Source organism: Spirillospora sp. NPDC048911 (genome assembly GCF_043198015.1).
Taxonomy (GTDB): Bacteria; Actinomycetota; Actinomycetes; order Streptosporangiales; family Streptosporangiaceae; genus Spirillospora.
Map to the genome: position 1 here is coordinate 1,303,341 of NZ_JBICUD010000002.1, position 18,830 is coordinate 1,322,170.

At 72.7% G+C, this 18,830-nt stretch carries 18 protein-coding genes; 9 read left to right on the forward strand and 9 right to left on the reverse strand.

Annotation, left to right across the window (positions count from 1 at the left end; translation table 11 throughout):
• Window positions 1-35 precede the first annotated feature (35 nt).
• Window positions 36-1,631, reverse strand: a complete 1,596-nt coding sequence (locus tag ACGFNU_RS13385) for an ABC-F family ATP-binding cassette domain-containing protein (protein WP_392593150.1) — start codon at window positions 1,629-1,631, stop codon at window positions 36-38.
• A 64-nt stretch (window positions 1,632-1,695) separates the two neighbouring features.
• Complete coding sequence (locus tag ACGFNU_RS13390; RefSeq protein WP_392593152.1) at window positions 1,696-3,408, reverse strand: CocE/NonD family hydrolase; 1,713 nt, start codon at window positions 3,406-3,408, stop codon at window positions 1,696-1,698.
• 177 nt (window positions 3,409-3,585) lie between these two features.
• Between ACGFNU_RS13390 and ACGFNU_RS13395 the strand changes: the two genes are divergently transcribed.
• The 3 genes from ACGFNU_RS13395 to ACGFNU_RS13405 all read left to right on the forward strand — a co-directional run bounded on the left by ACGFNU_RS13395 (window position 3,586) and on the right by ACGFNU_RS13405 (window position 6,028).
• Window positions 3,586-4,119: a SigE family RNA polymerase sigma factor gene (locus ACGFNU_RS13395; RefSeq protein WP_392593154.1), complete on the forward strand. Its 534-nt coding sequence runs from the start codon at window positions 3,586-3,588 to the stop codon at window positions 4,117-4,119.
• Window positions 4,116-5,249, forward strand: a complete 1,134-nt coding sequence (locus ACGFNU_RS13400; protein WP_392593156.1) for a hypothetical protein — start codon at window positions 4,116-4,118, stop codon at window positions 5,247-5,249. The genes ACGFNU_RS13395 and ACGFNU_RS13400 overlap by 4 nt, the downstream gene beginning before the upstream one ends.
• 110 nt (window positions 5,250-5,359) lie before the next feature.
• On the forward strand, window positions 5,360-6,028 hold the full coding sequence (locus ACGFNU_RS13405) for a hypothetical protein (protein ID WP_392593158.1): 669 nt from the start codon (window positions 5,360-5,362) through the stop codon (window positions 6,026-6,028).
• A 126-nt stretch (window positions 6,029-6,154) separates the two neighbouring features.
• Here ACGFNU_RS13405 and ACGFNU_RS13410 read toward each other — a convergent pair whose 3' ends face one another.
• The 7 genes from ACGFNU_RS13410 to ACGFNU_RS13440 form a co-directional block, all read right to left on the reverse strand.
• On the reverse strand, window positions 6,155-7,306 hold the full coding sequence (locus tag ACGFNU_RS13410) for an acyl-CoA dehydrogenase family protein (RefSeq protein WP_392593159.1): 1,152 nt from the start codon (window positions 7,304-7,306) through the stop codon (window positions 6,155-6,157).
• An 18-nt stretch (window positions 7,307-7,324) separates the two neighbouring features.
• Window positions 7,325-8,503, reverse strand: coding sequence for a winged helix DNA-binding domain-containing protein (locus ACGFNU_RS13415; protein WP_392593161.1), 1,179 nt, complete (start codon window positions 8,501-8,503; stop codon window positions 7,325-7,327).
• Between the two features lie 22 nt (window positions 8,504-8,525).
• Window positions 8,526-8,858 (reverse strand): hypothetical protein, encoded by a 333-nt coding sequence (locus tag ACGFNU_RS13420; protein ID WP_392593162.1) that lies wholly within the window; start codon window positions 8,856-8,858, stop codon window positions 8,526-8,528.
• A gap of 118 nt (window positions 8,859-8,976) precedes the next feature.
• Complete coding sequence (locus tag ACGFNU_RS13425) at window positions 8,977-9,390, reverse strand: hypothetical protein (RefSeq protein WP_392593164.1); 414 nt, start codon at window positions 9,388-9,390, stop codon at window positions 8,977-8,979.
• Window positions 9,391-9,477: 87 nt separating this feature from the next.
• Window positions 9,478-10,734 carry a hypothetical protein gene (locus ACGFNU_RS13430; RefSeq protein ID WP_392593165.1) on the reverse strand — a complete coding sequence of 419 codons (1,257 nt, stop codon included), beginning with the start codon at window positions 10,732-10,734 and terminating at the stop codon, window positions 9,478-9,480.
• A 101-nt stretch (window positions 10,735-10,835) separates the two neighbouring features.
• Window positions 10,836-12,617: an ABC transporter ATP-binding protein gene (locus ACGFNU_RS13435; protein ID WP_392593166.1), complete on the reverse strand. Its 1,782-nt coding sequence runs from the start codon at window positions 12,615-12,617 to the stop codon at window positions 10,836-10,838.
• Window positions 12,614-14,488 (reverse strand): ABC transporter ATP-binding protein, encoded by a 1,875-nt coding sequence (locus tag ACGFNU_RS13440; protein ID WP_392593168.1) that lies wholly within the window; start codon window positions 14,486-14,488, stop codon window positions 12,614-12,616. Before ACGFNU_RS13440 ends, ACGFNU_RS13435 begins: the two co-directional genes overlap by 4 nt.
• 622 nt (window positions 14,489-15,110) lie before the next feature.
• Between ACGFNU_RS13440 and ACGFNU_RS13445 the strand changes: the two genes are divergently transcribed.
• The 6 genes from ACGFNU_RS13445 to trpC all read left to right on the forward strand — a co-directional run bounded on the left by ACGFNU_RS13445 (window position 15,111) and on the right by trpC (window position 18,733).
• On the forward strand, window positions 15,111-15,317 hold the full coding sequence (locus ACGFNU_RS13445; RefSeq protein WP_018657218.1) for a cold-shock protein: 207 nt from the start codon (window positions 15,111-15,113) through the stop codon (window positions 15,315-15,317).
• A 149-nt stretch (window positions 15,318-15,466) separates the two neighbouring features.
• The gene (gene hisI, locus ACGFNU_RS13450) at window positions 15,467-15,850 is read left to right on the forward strand and encodes a phosphoribosyl-AMP cyclohydrolase (protein WP_392593171.1); all 384 of its coding nucleotides are present in this window, start codon (window positions 15,467-15,469) and stop codon (window positions 15,848-15,850) included.
• Window positions 15,847-16,443: a TIGR02234 family membrane protein gene (locus tag ACGFNU_RS13455; RefSeq protein ID WP_392593173.1), complete on the forward strand. Its 597-nt coding sequence runs from the start codon at window positions 15,847-15,849 to the stop codon at window positions 16,441-16,443. Before hisI ends, ACGFNU_RS13455 begins: the two co-directional genes overlap by 4 nt.
• Window positions 16,440-17,108 (forward strand): response regulator transcription factor, encoded by a 669-nt coding sequence (locus tag ACGFNU_RS13460; RefSeq protein ID WP_392593175.1) that lies wholly within the window; start codon window positions 16,440-16,442, stop codon window positions 17,106-17,108. The genes ACGFNU_RS13455 and ACGFNU_RS13460 overlap by 4 nt, the downstream gene beginning before the upstream one ends.
• 382 nt (window positions 17,109-17,490) lie before the next feature.
• The gene (locus tag ACGFNU_RS13465; RefSeq protein ID WP_392593177.1) at window positions 17,491-17,823 is read left to right on the forward strand and encodes a DUF2752 domain-containing protein; all 333 of its coding nucleotides are present in this window, start codon (window positions 17,491-17,493) and stop codon (window positions 17,821-17,823) included.
• A 103-nt stretch (window positions 17,824-17,926) separates the two neighbouring features.
• On the forward strand, window positions 17,927-18,733 hold the full coding sequence (gene trpC / locus ACGFNU_RS13470) for an indole-3-glycerol phosphate synthase TrpC (protein ID WP_392593179.1): 807 nt from the start codon (window positions 17,927-17,929) through the stop codon (window positions 18,731-18,733).
• Window positions 18,734-18,830: the final 97 nt, after the last annotated feature.

Consider the following 18,830-nt stretch of genomic DNA (forward strand, 5'->3'; position numbering starts at 1 on the left):
CTCAACCGCGGTTGAGGTCAAGCTCCCGGGAACGATCACGTGCGGGGACGGTCGACCCGGGGCTCGTGCCAGCTCGGCTCGGCCGATTCGTGGACCCGGCCGTCGCCGCGGAAGACCAGGTAGCGGTCGAAGTCCGCGGCGAACCAGCGGTCGTGCGTCACGGCCAGGACGGTCCCCGCGAAGCCGTTCAAGCCCTCCTGGAGGGCCTCGGCGCTGGCCAGGTCGAGGTTGTCGGTCGGCTCGTCCAGCAGGAGCAGCGTGCGGCCGGACAGCTCCAGCAGGAGGATCTGCAGCCGCGCCTGCTGGCCTCCCGACAGGGTCTCGAACGGCTGGCGGCGGGTGGGCGCGAGCTCGTAGCGCGCGAGCGCCCGCATGGCCTCGTTGAGGGGCAGCGCGTTCTCGGTCATGACGATCTCGTCCGGCGTGCGGCCGTGCAGGTCCGGGCGGGTGTGCGTCTGGACGAAGTGCCCGGCGGCGACGCGGGCGCCGAGCCGCGCGACGCCCGTGTGCGCGACGGCCTGCCCGGCCAGGAGCTTCAGGAACTGCGACTTGCCCGACCCGTTGGAGCCCAGCACCGCGACGCGCTCGCCGTACCAGACCTCCAGGTCGAACGGCCGCATCAGCCCGGTCAGCTCCAGCCCCTCGCAGATCACCGCGCGCTTGCCGGTGCGGCCGCCGCGCAGGCGCATCCGGATGTTCTGCTCCCGTGGCGGGGTCGCCGGCGGGCCGGCGTCCTCGAAGCGGGCCAGCCGCGACACCGCGGCCTGGTAGGCGGAGGAGAGGGCGTCGTTGGTGCTGGCCCTCTGTCGGAGCGAGCTGACGAGCCGTTTGAGCCTGGCGTGCTCCTCGTCCCACCGGCGCCTCAGCTCGTCGAGCCGGTCGGCGCGGTCTTGCCGGGCCTGCGCGTACGTGGCGAAGCCGCCGCCGTGCACCCAGACCGTACGGTCCTCCACGGTGATGACGCGGTCCGCGGCGTTGGCGAGGAGCCAGCGGTCGTGCGAGATCAGCAGAACGGTCTTGGACGTGGCCTTGAGCTGCTCTTCCAGCCACTCCTTGCCTGGCACGTCCAGATAGTTGTCGGGCTCGTCCAGGAGGAGCACCTGGTCGGGGCCGCGCAGCAGCGCCTCCAGCATCAGCCGCTTCTGCTCGCCGCCCGACAGCGTGCCCGCCTTGCGATCCCGGATGGCGTCGTACGGCAGGCCCAGCGCCGACGTGGCGCAGGCGTCCCAGACGACTTCGAGCTCGTAGCCGCCCGCGTCGGTGAAATCGGTGATGGCCTGCGCGTATGCGAGCTGGCTCGCCTCGTCCTCGCCCAGCGCCGTCTCCGCCCGGTCGAGCGCGCCGGCGGCCGCCCGTACCCGCTCGGGCGCGACGGCGAGGAGCAGCTCCCGGAGCGTCCGGTCGCCCGCGACGAACTGCCGCAGCACGCCCAGCCCACCGGACGAGGCCACGCCGCCCTCGACGGCCGCGAGCTCTCCGGCGATCAGGCGCAGCAAGGTGGTCTTCCCTGCGCCGTTCGGGCCGACCAGGGCGGCCTTGACGCCCTCGCCGACCCGGAACGACACCTCGTTGAGCAGCAGCCGCCCGTCCGGCAGGACGAACGTCAGCCCGCTCACGTCGATGTGTCCCATGGCCTCCCTCGACCGCCGATCGTAGGCGGGGCGGCCGGGGACGGCATCCCAATTATTCGGCGCCTCAGTACACGGAGCCCTCGGCGGCGACATCGGGGACGGCCCGCTCGGGCGAGCGCTCGACAACGGGCAGCAGGATCGCCGACGGATGGTCGGGATCGTGGAAGACCTCCTGGTCGGCGGGCAGGAACGCGCCGACCGCGTTCAGCGGGCCGCCGGTGCCCGGGTTGGCGGCGACCTTGGGGTAGGCGCCGCTGGTCACGTGCACGCGGACGCGGTGGCCGCGCCGGAAGCGGTGCCCGGTCGGCCACAGGTCCACCGCGATCCGCCGCACCCCCTCCGTCCCGACCGGCTTGTCGGCCACCGGCCTGCCGGGATCGATCCGCAGCCCGCCCTCGCACACGTTCAGCGAGGCTCCGTCGGGCGCGACGTCGCACAACCGCACGATGAAGTCGGTGTGCTCGCGGCTCGACCGGACGAACAGGTCGGCGCCCACCGGGCCGATCACGTCCAGGTCCTCGGTCAGCTCGGGGGAGGTGAAGAGCAGGACGTCGGGACGCCGTTCCAGCGGCCGGTTGTCGACCGGCCTGGAACTGCCCAGCAGCGTGGGGCCGCCGAGCGCGGGCGTCGGCCGCGCCGGGTCGAAGCGGTAGGTGCTGCCGGGCCGCGCCTGCGGGCCGTCCTCGCCGAGGCCGCCGCCGGAATGCAGGTGCCAGCGCCGTTGCGTCATCCCTGGCGGCGGCCAGTCACCGTAGTCGCGCCACTCGCGCGCGCCCGTGACGTACACCCGGACCGGGTTGGCGCGCAGGCCGGAGAAGTCGCCTCGCAGATGCGCCCGGAACCATGCCAGCGCCTCGCGGAACGCGACGATCCCATGGCGGGCGTCGGCGTGCCACCAGGGTCCGATGGTGAGGTACGGCCGGTGCCCGGCCGCCCGCAGCGCGAGGTAGTCCTTGACCTCCCAGGGCAGGAAGATGTCGTACCACCCGCCCATGAGCGACACCGGCGCGGTGACCTCGCCGACCGTGCCGCTGAAGTCGCGCTTGCGCCAGAAGTCCGAACCCGGCTCGTGGCCGTGCCCGTCCAGCAGGTCGCGGTAGAACCGCAGCGGCGAGCCGCCCGTCAGCAGGTCCAGCTCCACCGGCGCCCGGCCGCTGCGCGCCGCCCGCACCACGCGCCGCCGTGCGGTCAGCGGGGCGGTGATCATGCCGAGCGGCGTCTGCTGCCGCGCGGTGAGGTCGCTCCAGGTGAGCGCGGACTCCAGCGCGAACGAGCCGCCGACGTACGCCGCGGCCAGGATCGACGAGGTGGTGATCTGCAGCGCCATCGCCTTCAGCTCGGGGCCGGAGTCGGCCGCCGACGCCCAGGCCGTGTAGCCGAGGTAGCTCGGCCCGTACGTGCCGAACGAGCCGTTGAACCAGTCCTGCTCCTTCAGCCACCGCACCGTGGCGAGGCCGTCCTCCCGCTCGTGGGTGAGCGGGTCGAACTCGCCCTCGGACCCGAACGTGCCGCGCACGCTCTGCACGACCAGCTGGAAGCCGAACGGCACGAGCGGCAGGCCGTTGACGACCGAGGCCGGGCCGCGCCGCCCGTACGGCGTGCGGACGAGGATCGTCGGCGGCGGCCGCCGCACGCCGGTGGGCACGTAGCGGTCGGTGAGCAGGGTCGCGCCGTCGGGCATGACGACGGGGAGGTCGCGGTGGACGGTGTAGCGGGGCAGACCACGCGGGCGGGGGAGTCTGATCGGCGAGGCGGGGAGGCGGTCCCTCAGGGCCATGCTGTCTCCAGAGCGCCGTACGAGCCCGGCGGGGGGTTGATCGGGTCTCCGTCGGCCAGGTCGGGTGCTACTAACTGGTAACGGTAGCCGGTCCTTTCCCGGACGGCACCCCGAGGAGCCGCGAAGAATGTTCGGAATTGTCGGCAAACCTTTGGTCCGCACGTTCGTCTCTTGCCCGTGACCGAACCACCGCCGGCCGAGATCGTCGCCGCCTCGCCCCCGGGCGGCGACGAAGCGTACGCGGCCTTGTTCCACGGGCATTTCTGGGGGCTGGTACGGCTGGCCCATCTCCTCGGCGCCGACGACCCCGAGGACGTGGTCCAGAACGCGTTCGTCCGCCTGCACGGCAAGCGCGGCACGCTGCGCGACCAGAACGCCGCCCTGGCGTACCTGCGTTCCACGGTGTGCAACGCGAGCCGCAGCAGGCTCCGGCATCTGCGCATGGCCAGGCGCCGCCACGTCCAGCTGGCGGCGCCCGGCGACGTGGTCTCGGCCGAGCACCAGGCCGTCCACCGCGAGGACATCCGCGCACTGCTGGACGTCGTCACGGGTCTCCCACGGCGGCAGCGTGAGGTGCTCGTCCTGCGCTACTGGCTCGACCTGAGCGAACGGGAGACGGCGGAGACGCTGGGCATCGCCGTCGGCACCGTCAAGGGGCACTGCGGGCGGGCGGTCGCGGCCATCAGGGACCGACTGAAGGAGCGGACATGAGCAACGGCATCGAGGAACGTCTCAAGGCCGCGTTCGAGCAGGACGCCGGGTCCGTGCGGACCCATACCGGCGCGTACGCCGAGAACCGGAGGAGGCTGCGCCGGGACCGGACCCGGCGGCGCGTCGCCGTCCCGATCATGGTCGCGGCGACCGCCGCGGCGGTCGCGGCCCCCTTCATGCTGGCGAACACGCTGCGCGACGGCGGCGAACAGGACGCGGCCTCCTCGCGGCTCGCGCCGCGCGTGCTCGACGACCCGGCGAAACTGGTGGATCCGGCGAGTCTCGTGCGCGTCTCCGGGGTGCCGGGCTTCCGCGCCGAGGCGCTGGGGACGGACGGCAGCGTGCTGGGCCGCACCCCCGACATGAAGGTGTGGCGGGCCGGGCCCGGCAAGGGCACTCCGGAATCGACCGGAGTCCGCGCTCGGGGCGGCCTGTCGACCGGCTCGGGCGCGTTCACCTGGATCAAGCCGGGCGGGTTCGACCTGGAGTGCCGCGACGCCACCGGGACGACCAGGGTCATCAGCCCGCAGAGCGCGGAGGCCGAACGGCCCGTGTGGGCGGACGGCGGCTTCGTGGCCTGGAGCGACATCATGCGCCAGCCGTTCACGGCGAAGGGCTGCGCCCGCCCTGGAAAGCTCGTCCCCGGCAACGTCGGCGATGCCGTGGCCTTCTCCGCTCCTCACCTCTGGGTCGTGGATCCCACGAACGACTTCGTCCTGAGGCAGGTGGACGTGAGGACCGGGCACTCCGTCAAGGGCCCGCTGCCGGCGGGGGTACGCAGGCACACCATGGCCGACCAGGACCAGATCTGGTACGCCGCCGCCAACAAGAGGGTCTTCGCCTGGGTCGCGGACGGCAAGCTGCGGGCGGCCGACCGGCAGAGCGGCGCGCAGGACGCCGTTCCGCTTCCCGAGTGGCTGCATCCCGGCAAAAAGGGCGCCGAGGCGACCATGACGGCCGGGTCGAGGTACGTCGCGTACTCGGTGACGGGCGCCGACGGCCACCGGCAGGCCGTCCTCTTCGACCCGGCGACCGACCGCGCGGTGTCGTGGCGGGGCGTCGTCCACGTGGCGGGCGACTGGCTGCTGTGGAGCGACGGCAAGGACTACAAGCTGGGCCGCCTGCGCTGATCCTGGGCCACCGGGCCGCCATGAACGGCCCGGTGGTCCCCGTCCATGGCGGTGGGCCGTTTTCTTTGACATCGTGGCGCTCAGGGAGTTGAGCAGCGGGGGAGACGACGATGTGGGCCGGACCGAACGCGCCGATGATGCAGCCCCAGCACGGGCAGTCCTGGGCGCCCGCGGAGCGCGTCCGGCCGCACGCGGCGTGGTACCTGCTGCCGATCGTGCTGATCCTGGGCTCGGTGCTGGGCTTCACCGCCCTGCTCGTCGGCCAGTGGGAGGAGACCCAGTACGCCTCGGGGCCCAAGGTGGCCGGTGACCCGGTGAACGGCCTGACGGTCGAGCTTCACCAGGGCCACCCGTACTTCGTCTACGTCCGGGGCAACGCGGCCGGGCCGACGACCTGCTCGATCGCCCCCGCCAACGGCGGCACCGCGGACCCGGTCGCGCTCACCAAGAAGAACTCCTGGAGCGCGACGGACTACCCCTCCTACCGCTACGTGGCGACCTTCGAGGCCCCGCTGAGCGGAATGGCGAAGGTCACGTGCCGCGGGGCCACCGGCGAGCTGCTGGTGGCGCCCGACGACACGGTCGACGGCTACCTGGGCTTCGCCCTCCTCGCCGGGCTCTTCCTGGGCGGCCTCGGAGTCATCTCCGCCATCGTGATCCCCCTGCGCCGCCGCAACTCCAAGCGCCGCATCCGCGCCCAGCGCCCCCCGACCCCCGGACCGCCGATGCCGGGCGGCGCCTATCCGCAAATGCCGCCGCCGGGCCCCTACGCGGGTTGAACCCGTGCCCGGGGTGCAGGAAGCCGACCCCACGCCGGGGGTGCAGGGGGCCGGCCCCCTGCCGGGGTCGTAGGGGCTGGCCCCTGCCCGGCCCGGCGTCGGGGGTGTGGGGGTGGCCCCCACGGGTTACAGGGCGGCGGCTTTGGCCAAGTGGCGGCCTATGACCATGCGCTGGATCTGGTTGGTGCCCTCGAAGATCTGCATGACCTTGGCCTCGCGCATGTAACGCTCCACCGGGAAGTCGCGGGTATAGCCGTAGCCGCCGAGCACCTGGACCGCGTCGATCGTCACCTTCATCGCGGCGTCGGTGGCGACCAGCTTGGCGATGGAGGCCTGGCGGCCGAACGGGAGCCCGCGGTCCTTGCGCCGGGCGGCGTCGAGGTAGGTGGCGCGGGCCGACTCCACGGCTGCCGCCATGTCGGCCAGCAGGAACGCCAGGCCCTGGTTGGCGATGATCGGACGGCCGAACTGCTCGCGCTCGGTGGCGTAGACGACCGCGCGGTCGAGCGCGCCCTGCGCCAGCCCCACCGCGCAGGCGGCGATGCCGAGCCGGCCGGAGTCGAGGGCGGCCAGCGCGATCGGGAAGCCCTGGCCCTCGTCGCCGAGCCGCCATTCGGACGGGACGCGCACGTTGTCGAAGTGCAGCTGCGCCGTCGTGGAGCCGGTGAGACCCATCTTGCGCTCCGGCGGCCCGAAGGTGAGGCCGGGCATCCGCCCCTCGGTGAGGAAGCAGCTGATGCCGCGCCCGCCCTCGTCGGACGTGCGGGCGAACAGCACGTAGAAGTCGGCCTCGCCGCCGTGGGTGATCCAGGTCTTGGTGCCGCTGACCAGGTAGTGGTCGTCCACGGCGAGCGCCCGGGTGCTGAGCGCCCCGGCGTCGGAGCCCGCGTGCGCCTCCGACAGCGCGTACCCGCCCAGCAGCTCGCCGCCGAGCAGCTCGGGCAACTGCTTGCGCTGCTCGTCGGTGCCGTAGTTGGCCAGCGGGAAGCAGGACAGGGAGTGCACGCTCACGCCGACCGCGACCGAGGCCCAGACCGACGCGATCTCCTCCAGCACCTGCAGGTAGATCTCGTACGGCTGCCCGCCGCCGCCCTGCTCCTCGGGGTAGGGGAGGCCGAGCAGGCCGCTGCGGCCGAGCAGCCGGAAGATGTCGCGGGGGAACGTGCCGGACTCCTCCGCCGGGGCCGCGCGGGGCGCCAGTTCCTTGCGGCAGAGCTCGCGGGTCAGCGCGATGAGGTCTTCGGCTTCGGGGGTGGGAAGCATGCGTTCTGCGGGCATGCTGCTTATCTTCCCGGATTAGCTCGTGAGTTCGCGCTCCAGGGGCGTGCGGAACCGCGGAGTCGCGCGGACATCCCCGTACCAGCCGGGCAAACGGGCGGCCTCGGCCTCGATCGCGGCCGTCGCCTCGGCGCCCACGTCCTCCAGCAGGCGCACGGCGATCTCGCCGTCCTTGCGCTGGGCCCAGCCGCCGACGATACGGCCGTCCCACCAGATGGCCGGGCCGATGTTACCGGTCTTGTCGAACAGGATGGGTCCGTGGTCGCCGAGATACCACGACCGCGCCTGCCAGCCCATCGGGGTCGGGTCGAGCGCGGGCAGGAGGGCCGCCCAGGGATCGGGCGGGGTCACCGGCTCGAGATCGTCGGAGAGCAGCAGGCCGGTCGTGCCGCCGAGATCGACCTCGGTCACGTCGAGGAGGGCGAGGCCCTTCTTGACGTCGCCCATCGTCCAGCCCGTCCACCACTTCAGGTCGGACACCGGCGCCGGGCCGAACGACCAGAGCCAGTCGCGGAGCAGTGCGGCCCGGGCCTCGTCGGCGGGCATCGCGGGGACGCCGTCCGGCAGCCACGCCTCGATGGGCGCCCACCTGTACTGGCTGCTGACCCAGGAGCCGTTGGGGCGGCCGCGCACGATGCGGCCCTCGGCGCCGAGGGTGACCAGCACCCAGGTGGTGATGCTGGTCGGCTTGGAGTAGGCCTTGCCCGGAGCGGCGTCGATCTGGGTGCGCAGCCGCGGCTCGTCGGCGCTGAGCTGCGCCCCGGTCGCCTCGCCGCGGGCCAGCAGCGCCGCGTGGGTGGCGTCCTCGACGTCACGCCACCATCCGGCGACATCGCCGTCGATCACCCCGGCCTGCTCCAGGTACCTGCCGTACGTACGGCGCTGCTTGATCGCGAGGGCGTCGCCGCAGGAGGCCTGCAGGACGGGGACGAGCTCGACCGGGACGACGAACATGGTCCGCCGCATGGCGAGCATCCGCAGCAGCGTCCGGTCGTCGTAGAGGGCCTTCTCGACCAGGGCGGGGGTGGCGGCCTTGCTGCGCGCCGCCACCGACAGGAAGACGGTGGCGGGGTCGGTGGCGTGCAACGCCACGAGCGACCGGGCGATCTCGACGACGTCGTCGGTCCGGGCCGGCGGGGCCAGCCGGTGCCGGACCGCCAGCCGGGCACGCCGTTCCGCCACAGTGATCGAACGCATGGACGAATACTATGCCCGCGAATCAGCCACTATTGGAGATCTTGACGACCACGTTGTCCTTCGTGACGGACTGCACCTGGACGTTGAACCCTTCGGACTGCTCGTTCTCGCCGACCGGCACGGTGATCTGCTGGCCGCCGACCTTGAGCGTGACGTTGTTGCCCTGGACGCTGACCAGCTCGGCCTTGACGCCGAGGATCGACGCGTTGGCGTCCACACCGCGGTCGAAGGTGACCGTGCAGGCGTTCAGGTTGCAGTCGGTCTTGGTGTTCTCCCCGCCGCACGCCGCCACCGTCGCGAGTGGCAGCAGGACGAGGGGGAGCACGGCGAGCCTGCGCTTCAAAGGGGAGGTCATGCCCGCGAGTCTATGAGGCGGCCTCCCGCCGCCTCGCCCTTCCCGGGGAGGAACCAGGCGGGACGGAAGTAGTACCCGGCGGTGACACCGGCTCCCCGGGACGGCGGAGGAGCGGTGATCAGCCGCCGTGGTGGCTGCTGCCGTTGACGATGTCGCCGCCCAGCTGCTGGCGCAGCGTCTCCAGGGTGGGCACGGTGCTGACGATCACCCAGCGCTTGCCGACCAGGTAGGTGCCGCCCCAGGGCTTGGCCTCGTCGAGCCAGCTCTTCTGCCCCTGCTCGGTGGTGAAGTCGACCACGGTGTAGCGTCCGGTGCCGGTCTGGCACGCGCCCTGCCGCAGCTCTTCGGCGTTCCGCCGCCCGGAGAGCGTGCAGCCCGTCTGCGAGGCGATCTGCTCGATCGTGGCGGCCTTGGCCTCCGGCCCGTCGTGCCCGGCGTGCGCCCCGTTGTTCATCTTCTCGGAGCAGCCGGCCATCAACGCCACGGCCGGTACGGCCACTAGCGCGACCTTGAGGAGGTGCGGCAAACCCATGGTGCGTCCTTCCGGGGAGATGCGATTCCGGGGAGTGGTACGCGCCGGACGGGACGAGGGTTCAGCCGGTGGCGATCTGAAAACGGATCACATGAGCCGGGCGGCCGCGGCCGCGCGGACCTCGGGCTCTTCGGCCGGGTCGTGGTGCAGCCGCTGGAGGCGGATCCGGGTGTCGCGGGTGAGCGGGGCCGACTGCGCGGCGATCTCGCGGACGCCCTCCTCGCAGTCCCACAGCCCTTCGACGGTGTAGGCCTCGGCCGTGTGCGGGGCGGTGCGGGTCAGCGCGGTCAGGACACGAGGCCTCAGGAAGGCGTAGGTCGACTCGGTCCACGCGCTCTTCAGCAGCGGCACGGCCTCGCCCGCGCGGAGCCTGCCGAGCCCTTCGATGGGGCCGGCGGCGTCGCTCCAGTCGCCCCTGGACAGGGCGTCGCGGAGCTCGCTCATCAGCAGCGGGATGTCCTGGCGGGTGCCGTGGCTGGCCAGGATGCGCAGCGCCATGTCCTCGCAGCCGTTGTGGGCGGCGGCCCACGCGCGGGCCCGGGGGAGGACCTCCGGCCCGTACTCCCGCAGCGCCCGGCACACCGCGCCGCCCCATCTGCTGGGTCGCTGCGGCAGGAGCTCCTCGGCGAGGTCGAGCAGCGCGGGTGCGCGTCTGCGCCCCAGCTCGAAAATGGCCGCGACCGCGCCGTCGTCGCGCTGCCGGGCCATTTCGAGGAGTTCGGATTCGGTGCGTTCGGAGCGGCCGCCCCCGCCGGGGCCGCCGGTGCGGCGGGCGGCCGGGCTCGCCTTCCGGTGCGCGGCGAGCGCGGCCGCGACGCGCGGCTCCCGGGCGGCCCAGCTCTCGATCACCGGATTGGGCGGGCCGGCGACCAGGTCGGTGAGGGTGGCGTCGTCACAGCGCGCGGCCACCAGCTCGTCCAGCCCGAGCGTCAGCGCCGGGTCGCGCAGCTCGATCAGCTCGTCGAGGGCGTCGAACCAGTGGTTGCCCTCCTCGGCGTACTCGCGCAGCAGCACGGCGGCCTCGCGCCGGCTCAGCCGGACGAGGTCCCCCAGCACCCGCAACGCGAGGATCACCCGCTGCTCGTCCTCGTCGGTGTGATCGGACGGATCGAGCAGATGGTCGGCGATCGGCCCCACCGGGAGCTCGAGGTCGACCACCAGGCGGGCGTAATAGAGGCTCCTGGTCTCGCATTGGAAGTCCCAGCGTGGATCGCGCCGTATGCAGTCGAAGACGTACTCGCCCGCGCCCGACGTGTCGGCCGCCCTGCGCGCGGCCCTGCCCAGACCCCGCTGCAGTTGCCCGTGCAGCGTGCCCGCTGATTCCAAGACGACCTCGTTGTTCACCACGCCAGAATGCGCACCAGAGTCGATATCGGGCAAGTCCTTTACTCCGAACGGGCTGGTCAGATCGGGCTCCCCAGCGCCAGACCGTCAGCGCCGGACCGTCAGATCTGGCGCTGGGCGATCCAGCTCGCGTGCAGATCGGCGTAGACGCCGGGCACGGCCACCAGCTCGGCGTGCGGGCCGCGCTGGACGATCCGGCCGGAATCGAACACCAGGATCTCGTCGGCGGCCTCCGCGGTCGACAGCCGGTGCGCGATGGAGATCGCGGTCCGGCCCCGGGTGACCCCGTCGAGGGCGCGCTGGATCCGCACCTCCGTGGCCGGGTCGACCGCCGAAGTGGCCTCGTCCAGGACGAGCAGGTCGGGGTCGGCGATGTAGGCGCGGGCCAGCGCGACCAGCTGGCGCTCCCCGGCCGACAGCGACTCGCCCCGCTGGCCGACCGGGGTCGCCAGGCCGCGCGGCAGGCCCTCCAGCCAGTCGGCGAGCCCGAGCTCGGTGAGGGCCAGGAGGAGGTCGGCGTCGGTAGCGTCCGGCCTGCCGTACCGGATGTTGTCGGCGAGCGAGGCGTCGAAGAGGAAGCCGTCCTGCGGCACCATCACGATCCGCTCCCGCAGCGAGGAGAACCTCACCTCGTCGAGCGGCACGCCGTCCACGCGCACCTGGCCGGACGTCGGGTCCATGAGGCGGGTAAGGAGCTTGGCGAACGTCGTCTTGCCCGACCCCGTCTCGCCCACGATCGCGACCCGGCCGCGCGGCTGGATGGCGGCGTTGACGCCGTGCAGGACGGGCGGCCCGCCCGGATAGGCGAACCCGACGTCCTCGAACGTCACCTGGATGGGCCCGCGCGGCAGGACCGCGCCGTCCGCGCCGGGATCGGCGACGTCCGGGACCGTGTCGAGGACTCCCAGCACCCGCCGCCACCCGGCGATCGCGTTCTGCGCCTCGTTCAGGAGCTCGGTGGCGGCCTGCATCGGGCTGACGAACAGCGTCACGAGGAAGAGGAACGCGACGAGCTCGCCCGCGGTGAGGTTGCCGTCGACGCCGAGCAGCACCCCGGCGACGACGACCGCCGCGGTCGCGATCGCGGCGGTGAGCTCGCTGGTGGGGAAGGTGAGCGCGACCAGGCCCTGCGCGCGGGTCTGGGCGGTCCGGGTGGCGTCGACGGTCTCGTCGACCCGCCGCGCCGTGCGCTCCTCCGAGCCGTACGCGCGGATCACCGACGCGCCGACGACGGACTCGCTGACCGCCGCCAGCAGGTCGCCGGTGCGCTCGCGCACCCGGGTGTACGCGGCGGAGACCAGCCGCTGGAACCGGCGCAGCGCGAGCGCCAGCGGCACGAAGGCGAGCCAGACCATGAGGGCCAGCGGCCACGAGTAGACCGCCATCAGCACGCTGGCGACCAGCAGCTGGCCCAGCGAGATGATGATCATCAGCCCGCCGAACTGCATGAACTGGCTGATCTGGTCGACGTCGCCGGTCACCCGCGACACCAGCGCGCCGCGCCGCTCCCCGCTCTGGGTGAGCATCGACAGGTCGTGGACGTGGCGGAACGCCCGCACCCGCAGGGCGGCCAGGCCGGTCTCGCTGCTCTTGTAGAGCCGCACGTTCATCGCGTACGCGCTCACCGCCGTGATCAGGACGGCGACGGCGCACAGGAGCACGGCGGTGCGGATGTAGCCGACGTCCGGGCCGCCGGCGGCGCTCAGCCCCTTGTCGATCGTCTGCTGCACCGCGATCGGCACGACGATCCGGCCGGCGGTCGCGACCAGCGCGAGCGCCAGGGTCCCGGCCAGTCCCGCGCGGAACTCCGGGCTCAGCCTCAGCCCGCGCCGCAGCGTGCTGAGCGCGCCTTCCTGGACCGAGACGTCACTGAGCGCCGTCACCTGAGGGCCTCCTCGCTGCCTTCGATGTCACTGTCTTCCTCTGTTCCATGGCCCTCGATGGCCTCGTGCTCCTCCTCGGCGCGCTCGTAGGCGTTGACGAGGTTGCGGTAACCCTCCGACCGGAGCAGCAGGTCGGCGTGGGGGCCGCGGTCGAGGACGCGTCCGTGCTCGATGTAGACGACCTCGTCGGCCAGCGCGATGGTGGCCTTGCGGTACGCCACCACGACGACGGTGGCCCCCGGCCCGTCCTCCGACGCTTGGGCCTCGCGCAGGCCTGCCAGGATGCGGGCCTCGACCTGCGCGTCGACGCTTGACGTGGCGTCGTCGAGGACGAGCAGGCGGGGGCGCCGCACGAGCGCCCTGGCGAGGGCGAGCCGCTGCCGCTGCCCACCGGACAGGGTGGCCCCGCGCTCACCGACCTTGGTGTCGAGCCCGTCCGCCAGCGCCGCTACGAAGCCGTCGGCCTGGGCCAGCCGCAGGGCCTCCCAGACACGTTCGTCTGGGATGTCCAGTCCGAGCAGCACGTTGCCGCGCACGGTGTCGTCGAAGAGGAACGTCTGCTGGGGGACGAGCGCAGCCGTCTCGGCCACCCCGCCCTGGCGTATGTCCCGTACGTCCATCCCGTCCAGCAGGACCGACCCGTCCGCGGGGTCGACCAGCCGTACCAGGAGGGAGGTGAGGGTGGACTTGCCCGAGCCGGTCGGTCCGACCACGGCGACCGTCCGCCCCGGCTCGGTCGCGAACGAGACGTCGTGCAGGACGTACCGCTTACCGCCGTTGCCGCCGGTCTTGGTGTCGGCGTCGTCGCCGTCTTCGTCGTCTTCCTCGCCCTCGTAGGCGAAGCGCAGCTCGCGGACCTCCAGTTCGGCCGCCGTCCTCTGGCCGTTCAAGGAGTGCGGCCCGTACGGGAGATCGCCGGTGGCGTCGAGCACCGACCGGACCCGGGTCCAGCCGACGACGCTGCGCGGCACCTCGGCCAGCACCCAGCCCAGCGCCCGGATCGGCCAGGCCAGCAGGGTGAACAGGTACGCCACGTTCACCAGGTCGCCCGCCGTCATGGCACCGGCCTCCAGCCGGACCGAACCGATCAGCAGGACGGCGAGCACGCCCAGGTTGGGCAGCGCCTCCAGGATCGGGTCGAAGAGCCCGCGCACCCGCCCCACCGCCACGTTGGCGTCGCGCAGGGCGTCGGCGCGCTCGGCGAACCGTTCGGTCTCGGCCTGCTCGCGGCCGAGGGTCTTGACCACCAGGCCGCCCTCGAAGCTCTCGTGCGCGACCTCGCTGACCTCGGCGCGCAGCTGCTGGGCGCGGGTCGCCACGGGGGCCAGCCGGCGCTGGTAGAGCACGTTCAGCAGCGCGATCGCCGGGAAGACGAGGAAGCCCACGATCGCCACCGTCGGATCGGTCAGGACGATCGACACGGCGGCGATCACGAGCATGAAGACCACGCCGACGGCCATCGGCAGCGGCGCGAGCGGCGCCCAGGCGGCCTCCACGTCGGCGTTGGCGTTGGACAGCAGCTGGCCGGTCGGGTGCCGGTGGTGCCAGGCGAGGGGCAGCCGCAGGTACTGGCGGGTGACGGCCCGGCGGTACCGCGCCTGCATGCGGTACTGCATCAGGCCGGCGTAGAACCTGCGGGCCGCGACCCCGAGCGCCTTGAACAGGGCCACGCCCACGATCGCGGCGGCGGCGCCCGCCAGCGCGCCGGCCGTGGTGTCGCCGGTCCGGAACGCCGGCAGGACGACTCTCTCCGTCACCTGGCCCAGGACGGTGGCCGTGGCCACCGTCATCGCCGCGTACAGGGCGCTGCCGAGGACCGAGACGGTGAAGACCCTCGGCTCCGCCCGGATCGCGACCCAGAGCACCCGCATGCCGTCTCGCAGGATGTGGGGACTGACGCGCGTCGAGGCTGCTGGCACGGCTTATCTCCGGATCGTGGGGGTTTCAGGTCTGCACATCCCTACCATCCGCATGCGTCACTTATTCCCGCGTGGGGAGGCGGGGCTTACCGTCCGTGGCGGGACGTGCCTTCGAGGGAACTGTGCGCTTCGTGCCAACAATTGGTTGATTTGTCCAAAAGAATTTGTGTGCACAAGTGCGTCTCATCGAGACTCGGCGGTCGCGCATCGCCTGCCTCGAGGCGGTCCCGGACACCTCGCGCGGCGCGTCCCGTAGCGCCTCCGGCGCCGGTTCGGTGGGAGGCTGTCAAGACCCTGGCCGAAGCAAGTTGAAGCCTTTAACGGGTCGGTAACGCGGACGTTCGCCGTCAGGAGAATCGCGGGGCTTGCGGCTCCTCCGCTTTACGTGGAACCGGTGATACGGTGGGGCTCGTCGGTTGCAGTCGTGGTTCTCGATCGTTTGTACGGACGCCCGCGGACTGATGGCAGCGGGCGTTTTGGCTTTTCCGGGACGAGCCGGGGGCGAGAGCGTTCCGCACGCGACCGCGCTGGGCTCGCGAGGTGTGGGCCCACGTTTTGCCGCAAGGAGAAAGACATGCCCCAGCAGGGCACCGTGAAGTGGTTCAACGCCGAAAAGGGCTTCGGCTTCATCGCCGTCGACGGCGGTGGGCCGGACGTTTTCGTGCACTACTCGGCGATCCAGTCCTCCGGGTACCGCACCCTCGATGAGAACCAGCGCGTCCAGTTCGAGGTGACGCAGGGTAACCGGGGTCCGCAGGCCGACCAGGTCGTCCCCCTGTAACACCCGATAGCCGTACGGCAAGGCCCGCATCCCACCAGGATGCGGGCCTTGTTGTTTCCCGGGCCGCGTTCGAGGCCGCACCCGGGCGCACACCCGGAGGGCGGCGGGGCGATGCGGCGGCGCGGGCATGACCCGGCACAATGGATGCCATGTCGGCTAGCCCGTCCAACCTGGACCCCAAGATCGCAGACCGTCTCAAGCGCACCGAGGACGGCCTCGTCCCCGCCATCGCCCAGCAGTACGACACCGGGGAGGTGCTGATGCTCGCCTGGATGGACGACGAGGCCCTGCACCGCACCCTCACCACCGGCCGTGCCACCTACTGGTCCCGCAGCCGCGGCGAGTACTGGGTGAAGGGCGAGAGCTCCGGCCACCAGCAGTGGGTCAAGTCCGTCGCCCTCGACTGCGACAAGGACGTCATCCTGGTGAAGGTCGACCAGATCGGCGCCGCCTGCCACACCGGCGATCGCACGTGCTTCGACGCCGACGTGCTCGACGCGGTGGTCGGAGAACGTCCGACCGCCGAGGGATGACCGCGGGCCGTGAGCGCGGGCTGGCCGCGCTGCTGTGCGCGGCCGGCGCCGGGCTCGTGCTGCTGGCCGCCGGGCGGCCGTGGGCGACGGTCCGCGCCCGCGACTCGATCACGCCGTTCGTCCAGGACCTGACCGGCCGTGACCTGGGCGGCGCCGCGAGCGCGCTCGCCTGGGCGGGGCTGGCCGCGCTGGCGGCCCTCTTCGCGACCCGCGGCCGGGTGCGCGCCGGTGTCGGCGCGCTGCTGGTGATCTTCGGTGCCGGAATCGGCTACGCCTCCGTCGCGGCGGTCCGGCGCTCCCACGTCCTCACCGCGGCGGGCGACAGGCGGGCCCTGCTGCAGGGCCTGTCCGCGCATCCCGCGGTGGACGTGGGCGCGTGGTGGACGATCTCCGTGGCCGGAGCCGTGCTGCTCGTCGCCGCCGGCCTGCTCACGCTCGTGCGGGGCGCGCGCTGGCCCGGCATGTCGGCGCGGTACGAACGGCAGGGGGCCGCCCGGCCGAGCGCGCCCGGCAAGGCCCCGGACGACTCGTCCAGCCTCTGGAAGTCCCTGGACCGCGGTGAGGACCCCACTGCCGAAGAGCGCCGGCCGTGACCGGCGAGGGCGGGGGCGGCCGCGTCCTGGTGATCGAACACGAGGCCGCCGTCGCCGAGCTCGAACGCCGTTACCTGGTCCGCGAGGGCTTCGAGGTCGAGGTGGAGACCGATCCGGCGCGCGCGGCCGCCACCGCCGCCCGCACGCGGCCGGATGTGGTCGTGCTCGACGTGTCCACGGCCGCCCTGCCCGCCGAGCTCTACCGGCGGGTCGCCGACGCGGCCCGGCCGGCCCCGGTCATCGCGGTGACCGGCCCGCTCGACCAGGTCACCGCGCCGGGCCTCGGCGAGCACCGGGTCACCCGGCCGTTCGGCCCGCGCCTGCTGGTGGGCGCGGTCGCCGAGGCGCTGCGCCGGAGCACGCCGGTCGAGACGCCGGGCGTCCTGCGCGCCGGGCCGGTGATGCTGGACCCTCGCGGGCGCGCGGTGGCGGTCGGCGACCGCGGCGTCGCGCTCACGGTGACCGAGTTCGACCTGCTGGAGTTCCTGATGGGCAACCCCGGCCGGGTCTTCACCCGGGAGCAGCTGCTCGACGCCGCCTGGGGCCCCGGCGCGGGCGCGGGCAACCGCACGGTCGACGTCCACATCGCCCAGCTGCGCGCCAAACTGGGCGAAGAGAACCCGATCCGGACCGTACGAGGCGTCGGCTACGTCCTAGACGCCTAACAGCTCCGAACGCCTAGCACCCACCACGGCCGCCTGGCCCTCGCCATGGACGCCTCACGCCCGCCATGGACGCCTCACGCCCGCACAGGCGCCTGGCTCTCGCCACGGGCGCCTGGCTCTCGCCACGGGCGCCTGGCTCTCGCCACGGGCGCCTCGCTCTCGCCACGGGCGCTTTGCACCCGTCAGGGGCGGCGACTTCGAGGTGTGTTCCGAGCACGCCTACCCTGGACGCGTGACCCGCGTTCCTGCCCAGCCTGTCCCGTCCGTTCCTGACGGACCCGGACCCGGGCCTGGCCCGAGCCCCGGACCGCGCCGGGGGCGCCGGCCGGCGTTGATCGGGCCGTTCGGGACTCTCGCGGCCGTCGCCGCGGGAGTGACACTGGTGTCCCTGCGCGACCCGCATGAGCCGGGCCACTACCCGACCTGCCCGTTCCTGGCCCTGACCGGGCTTTACTGTCCCGGCTGCGGCGCGATGCGCATGGTCAACTCGCTCTCGCACGGGGACGTCGGCGCCGCGTTCGGCCTGAACCCGCTGCTTTTCCTGCTGCTGCCGGTGCTCGGCTACCTGTGGGTCAGGTGGACGGTCCGCGCGGCCCGGGGTGAGCCGATGGACTCGGTCCTGTTCCGGCCATGGCCGGTCGGGGTGTTCCTGGTGGTGATGGTGGCGTACTGGATTGTCCGCAATCTTCCGTTTGCGCATGCTCTGGCCCCTTAAAGGTGCTTCGGCCGGGCCTGGGAGCGGGGCCGGGTTCGAGGGGCACGGCCGTCTGCGGCTACGATCGGTGCACGGATCGACCGGAAAATAGGGGGCCCAGCGCGTGAGTGTTCTCGACGAGATCATCGACGGCGTCCGGGCCGATCTCGCCGAAAGGCAGCGAGAGGTCTCACTCGACGATCTCAAGGCGAAGGCCGAGCGGGCGGCCGCGCCGAAGGACGCGCTGGCCGCGCTCCGCGGCCCCGGCGTCGGGGTGATCGCCGAGGTCAAGCGCAGCAGCCCGTCCAAGGGCGCGCTCGCCGCGATCGCCGACCCGGCCGCGCTGGCCGCCGACTACGAGGCCGGCGGCGCCAAGGTGATCAGCGTCCTGACCGAGCGGCGCCGGTTCGGCGGCAGCCTGGACGACCTGGCCGCCGTCCGCGCCAACGTCGACATCGCCGTCCTCCGCAAGGACTTCATCGTCACCTCCTACCAGCTGTGGGAGGCGCGCGCGTACGGCGCGGACGTCGCCCTGCTGATCGTCGCCGGGCTGGAACAGGACGCCCTGGTGTCGCTGGTCGAGCGGGCCGAGTCGATCGGGCTGCTCCCGCTGGTCGAGGTGCACACCGAGGACGAGGTCACCCGCGCGGTCGACGCGGGTGCCAAGGTCATCGGGGTCAACGCCCGCGACCTGAAGACCCTCAAGGTCGACCGGGACGTGTTCGCCCGGCTGGCACCGCTGATCCCCAAGGACGTCGTCAAGATCGCCGAGTCGGGGGTGCGGGGGCCGCACGACCTCCTGGCCTACGCCTCGTCCGGCGCCGACGCCGTGCTCGTGGGCGAGAGCCTGGTGACCGGCAAGGACCCGCGTTCCGCCGTCGCCGACCTGGTCGCGGCCGGGGCGCACCCCGCCCTCCGGCAGGGCGGCTGAGGCCGGGTAGATTTAGGTCATGCCGATGGAACCGCTGCGCGAACGATGGCGCGCTTACCTGACATCTCACTAATCAGGTAAGCCCTTCTCCGTACGA

Coding starts and splice junctions, on each gene's coding strand:
- ACGFNU_RS13400 (WP_392593156.1), top strand. CDS start 4,116: ATGAGCAACGGCATCGAGGAACGTCTCAAGGCCGCGTTCGAGCAGGAC.
- hisI (WP_392593171.1), top strand. CDS start 15,467: ATGTCGGCTAGCCCGTCCAACCTGGACCCCAAGATCGCAGACCGTCTC.
- ACGFNU_RS13410 (WP_392593159.1), bottom strand. CDS start 7,306: ATGCCCGCAGAACGCATGCTTCCCACCCCCGAAGCCGAAGACCTCATC.
- ACGFNU_RS13445 (WP_018657218.1), top strand. CDS start 15,111: ATGCCCCAGCAGGGCACCGTGAAGTGGTTCAACGCCGAAAAGGGCTTC.
- ACGFNU_RS13440 (WP_392593168.1), bottom strand. CDS start 14,488: ATGCGGGTGCTCTGGGTCGCGATCCGGGCGGAGCCGAGGGTCTTCACC.
- ACGFNU_RS13405 (WP_392593158.1), top strand. CDS start 5,360: ATGTGGGCCGGACCGAACGCGCCGATGATGCAGCCCCAGCACGGGCAG.
- ACGFNU_RS13385 (WP_392593150.1), bottom strand. CDS start 1,631: ATGGGACACATCGACGTGAGCGGGCTGACGTTCGTCCTGCCGGACGGG.
- ACGFNU_RS13420 (WP_392593162.1), bottom strand. CDS start 8,858: ATGACCTCCCCTTTGAAGCGCAGGCTCGCCGTGCTCCCCCTCGTCCTG.
- ACGFNU_RS13425 (WP_392593164.1), bottom strand. CDS start 9,390: ATGGGTTTGCCGCACCTCCTCAAGGTCGCGCTAGTGGCCGTACCGGCC.
- ACGFNU_RS13390 (WP_392593152.1), bottom strand. CDS start 3,408: ATGGCCCTGAGGGACCGCCTCCCCGCCTCGCCGATCAGACTCCCCCGC.
- ACGFNU_RS13415 (WP_392593161.1), bottom strand. CDS start 8,503: ATGCGTTCGATCACTGTGGCGGAACGGCGTGCCCGGCTGGCGGTCCGG.
- ACGFNU_RS13455 (WP_392593173.1), top strand. CDS start 15,847: ATGACCGCGGGCCGTGAGCGCGGGCTGGCCGCGCTGCTGTGCGCGGCC.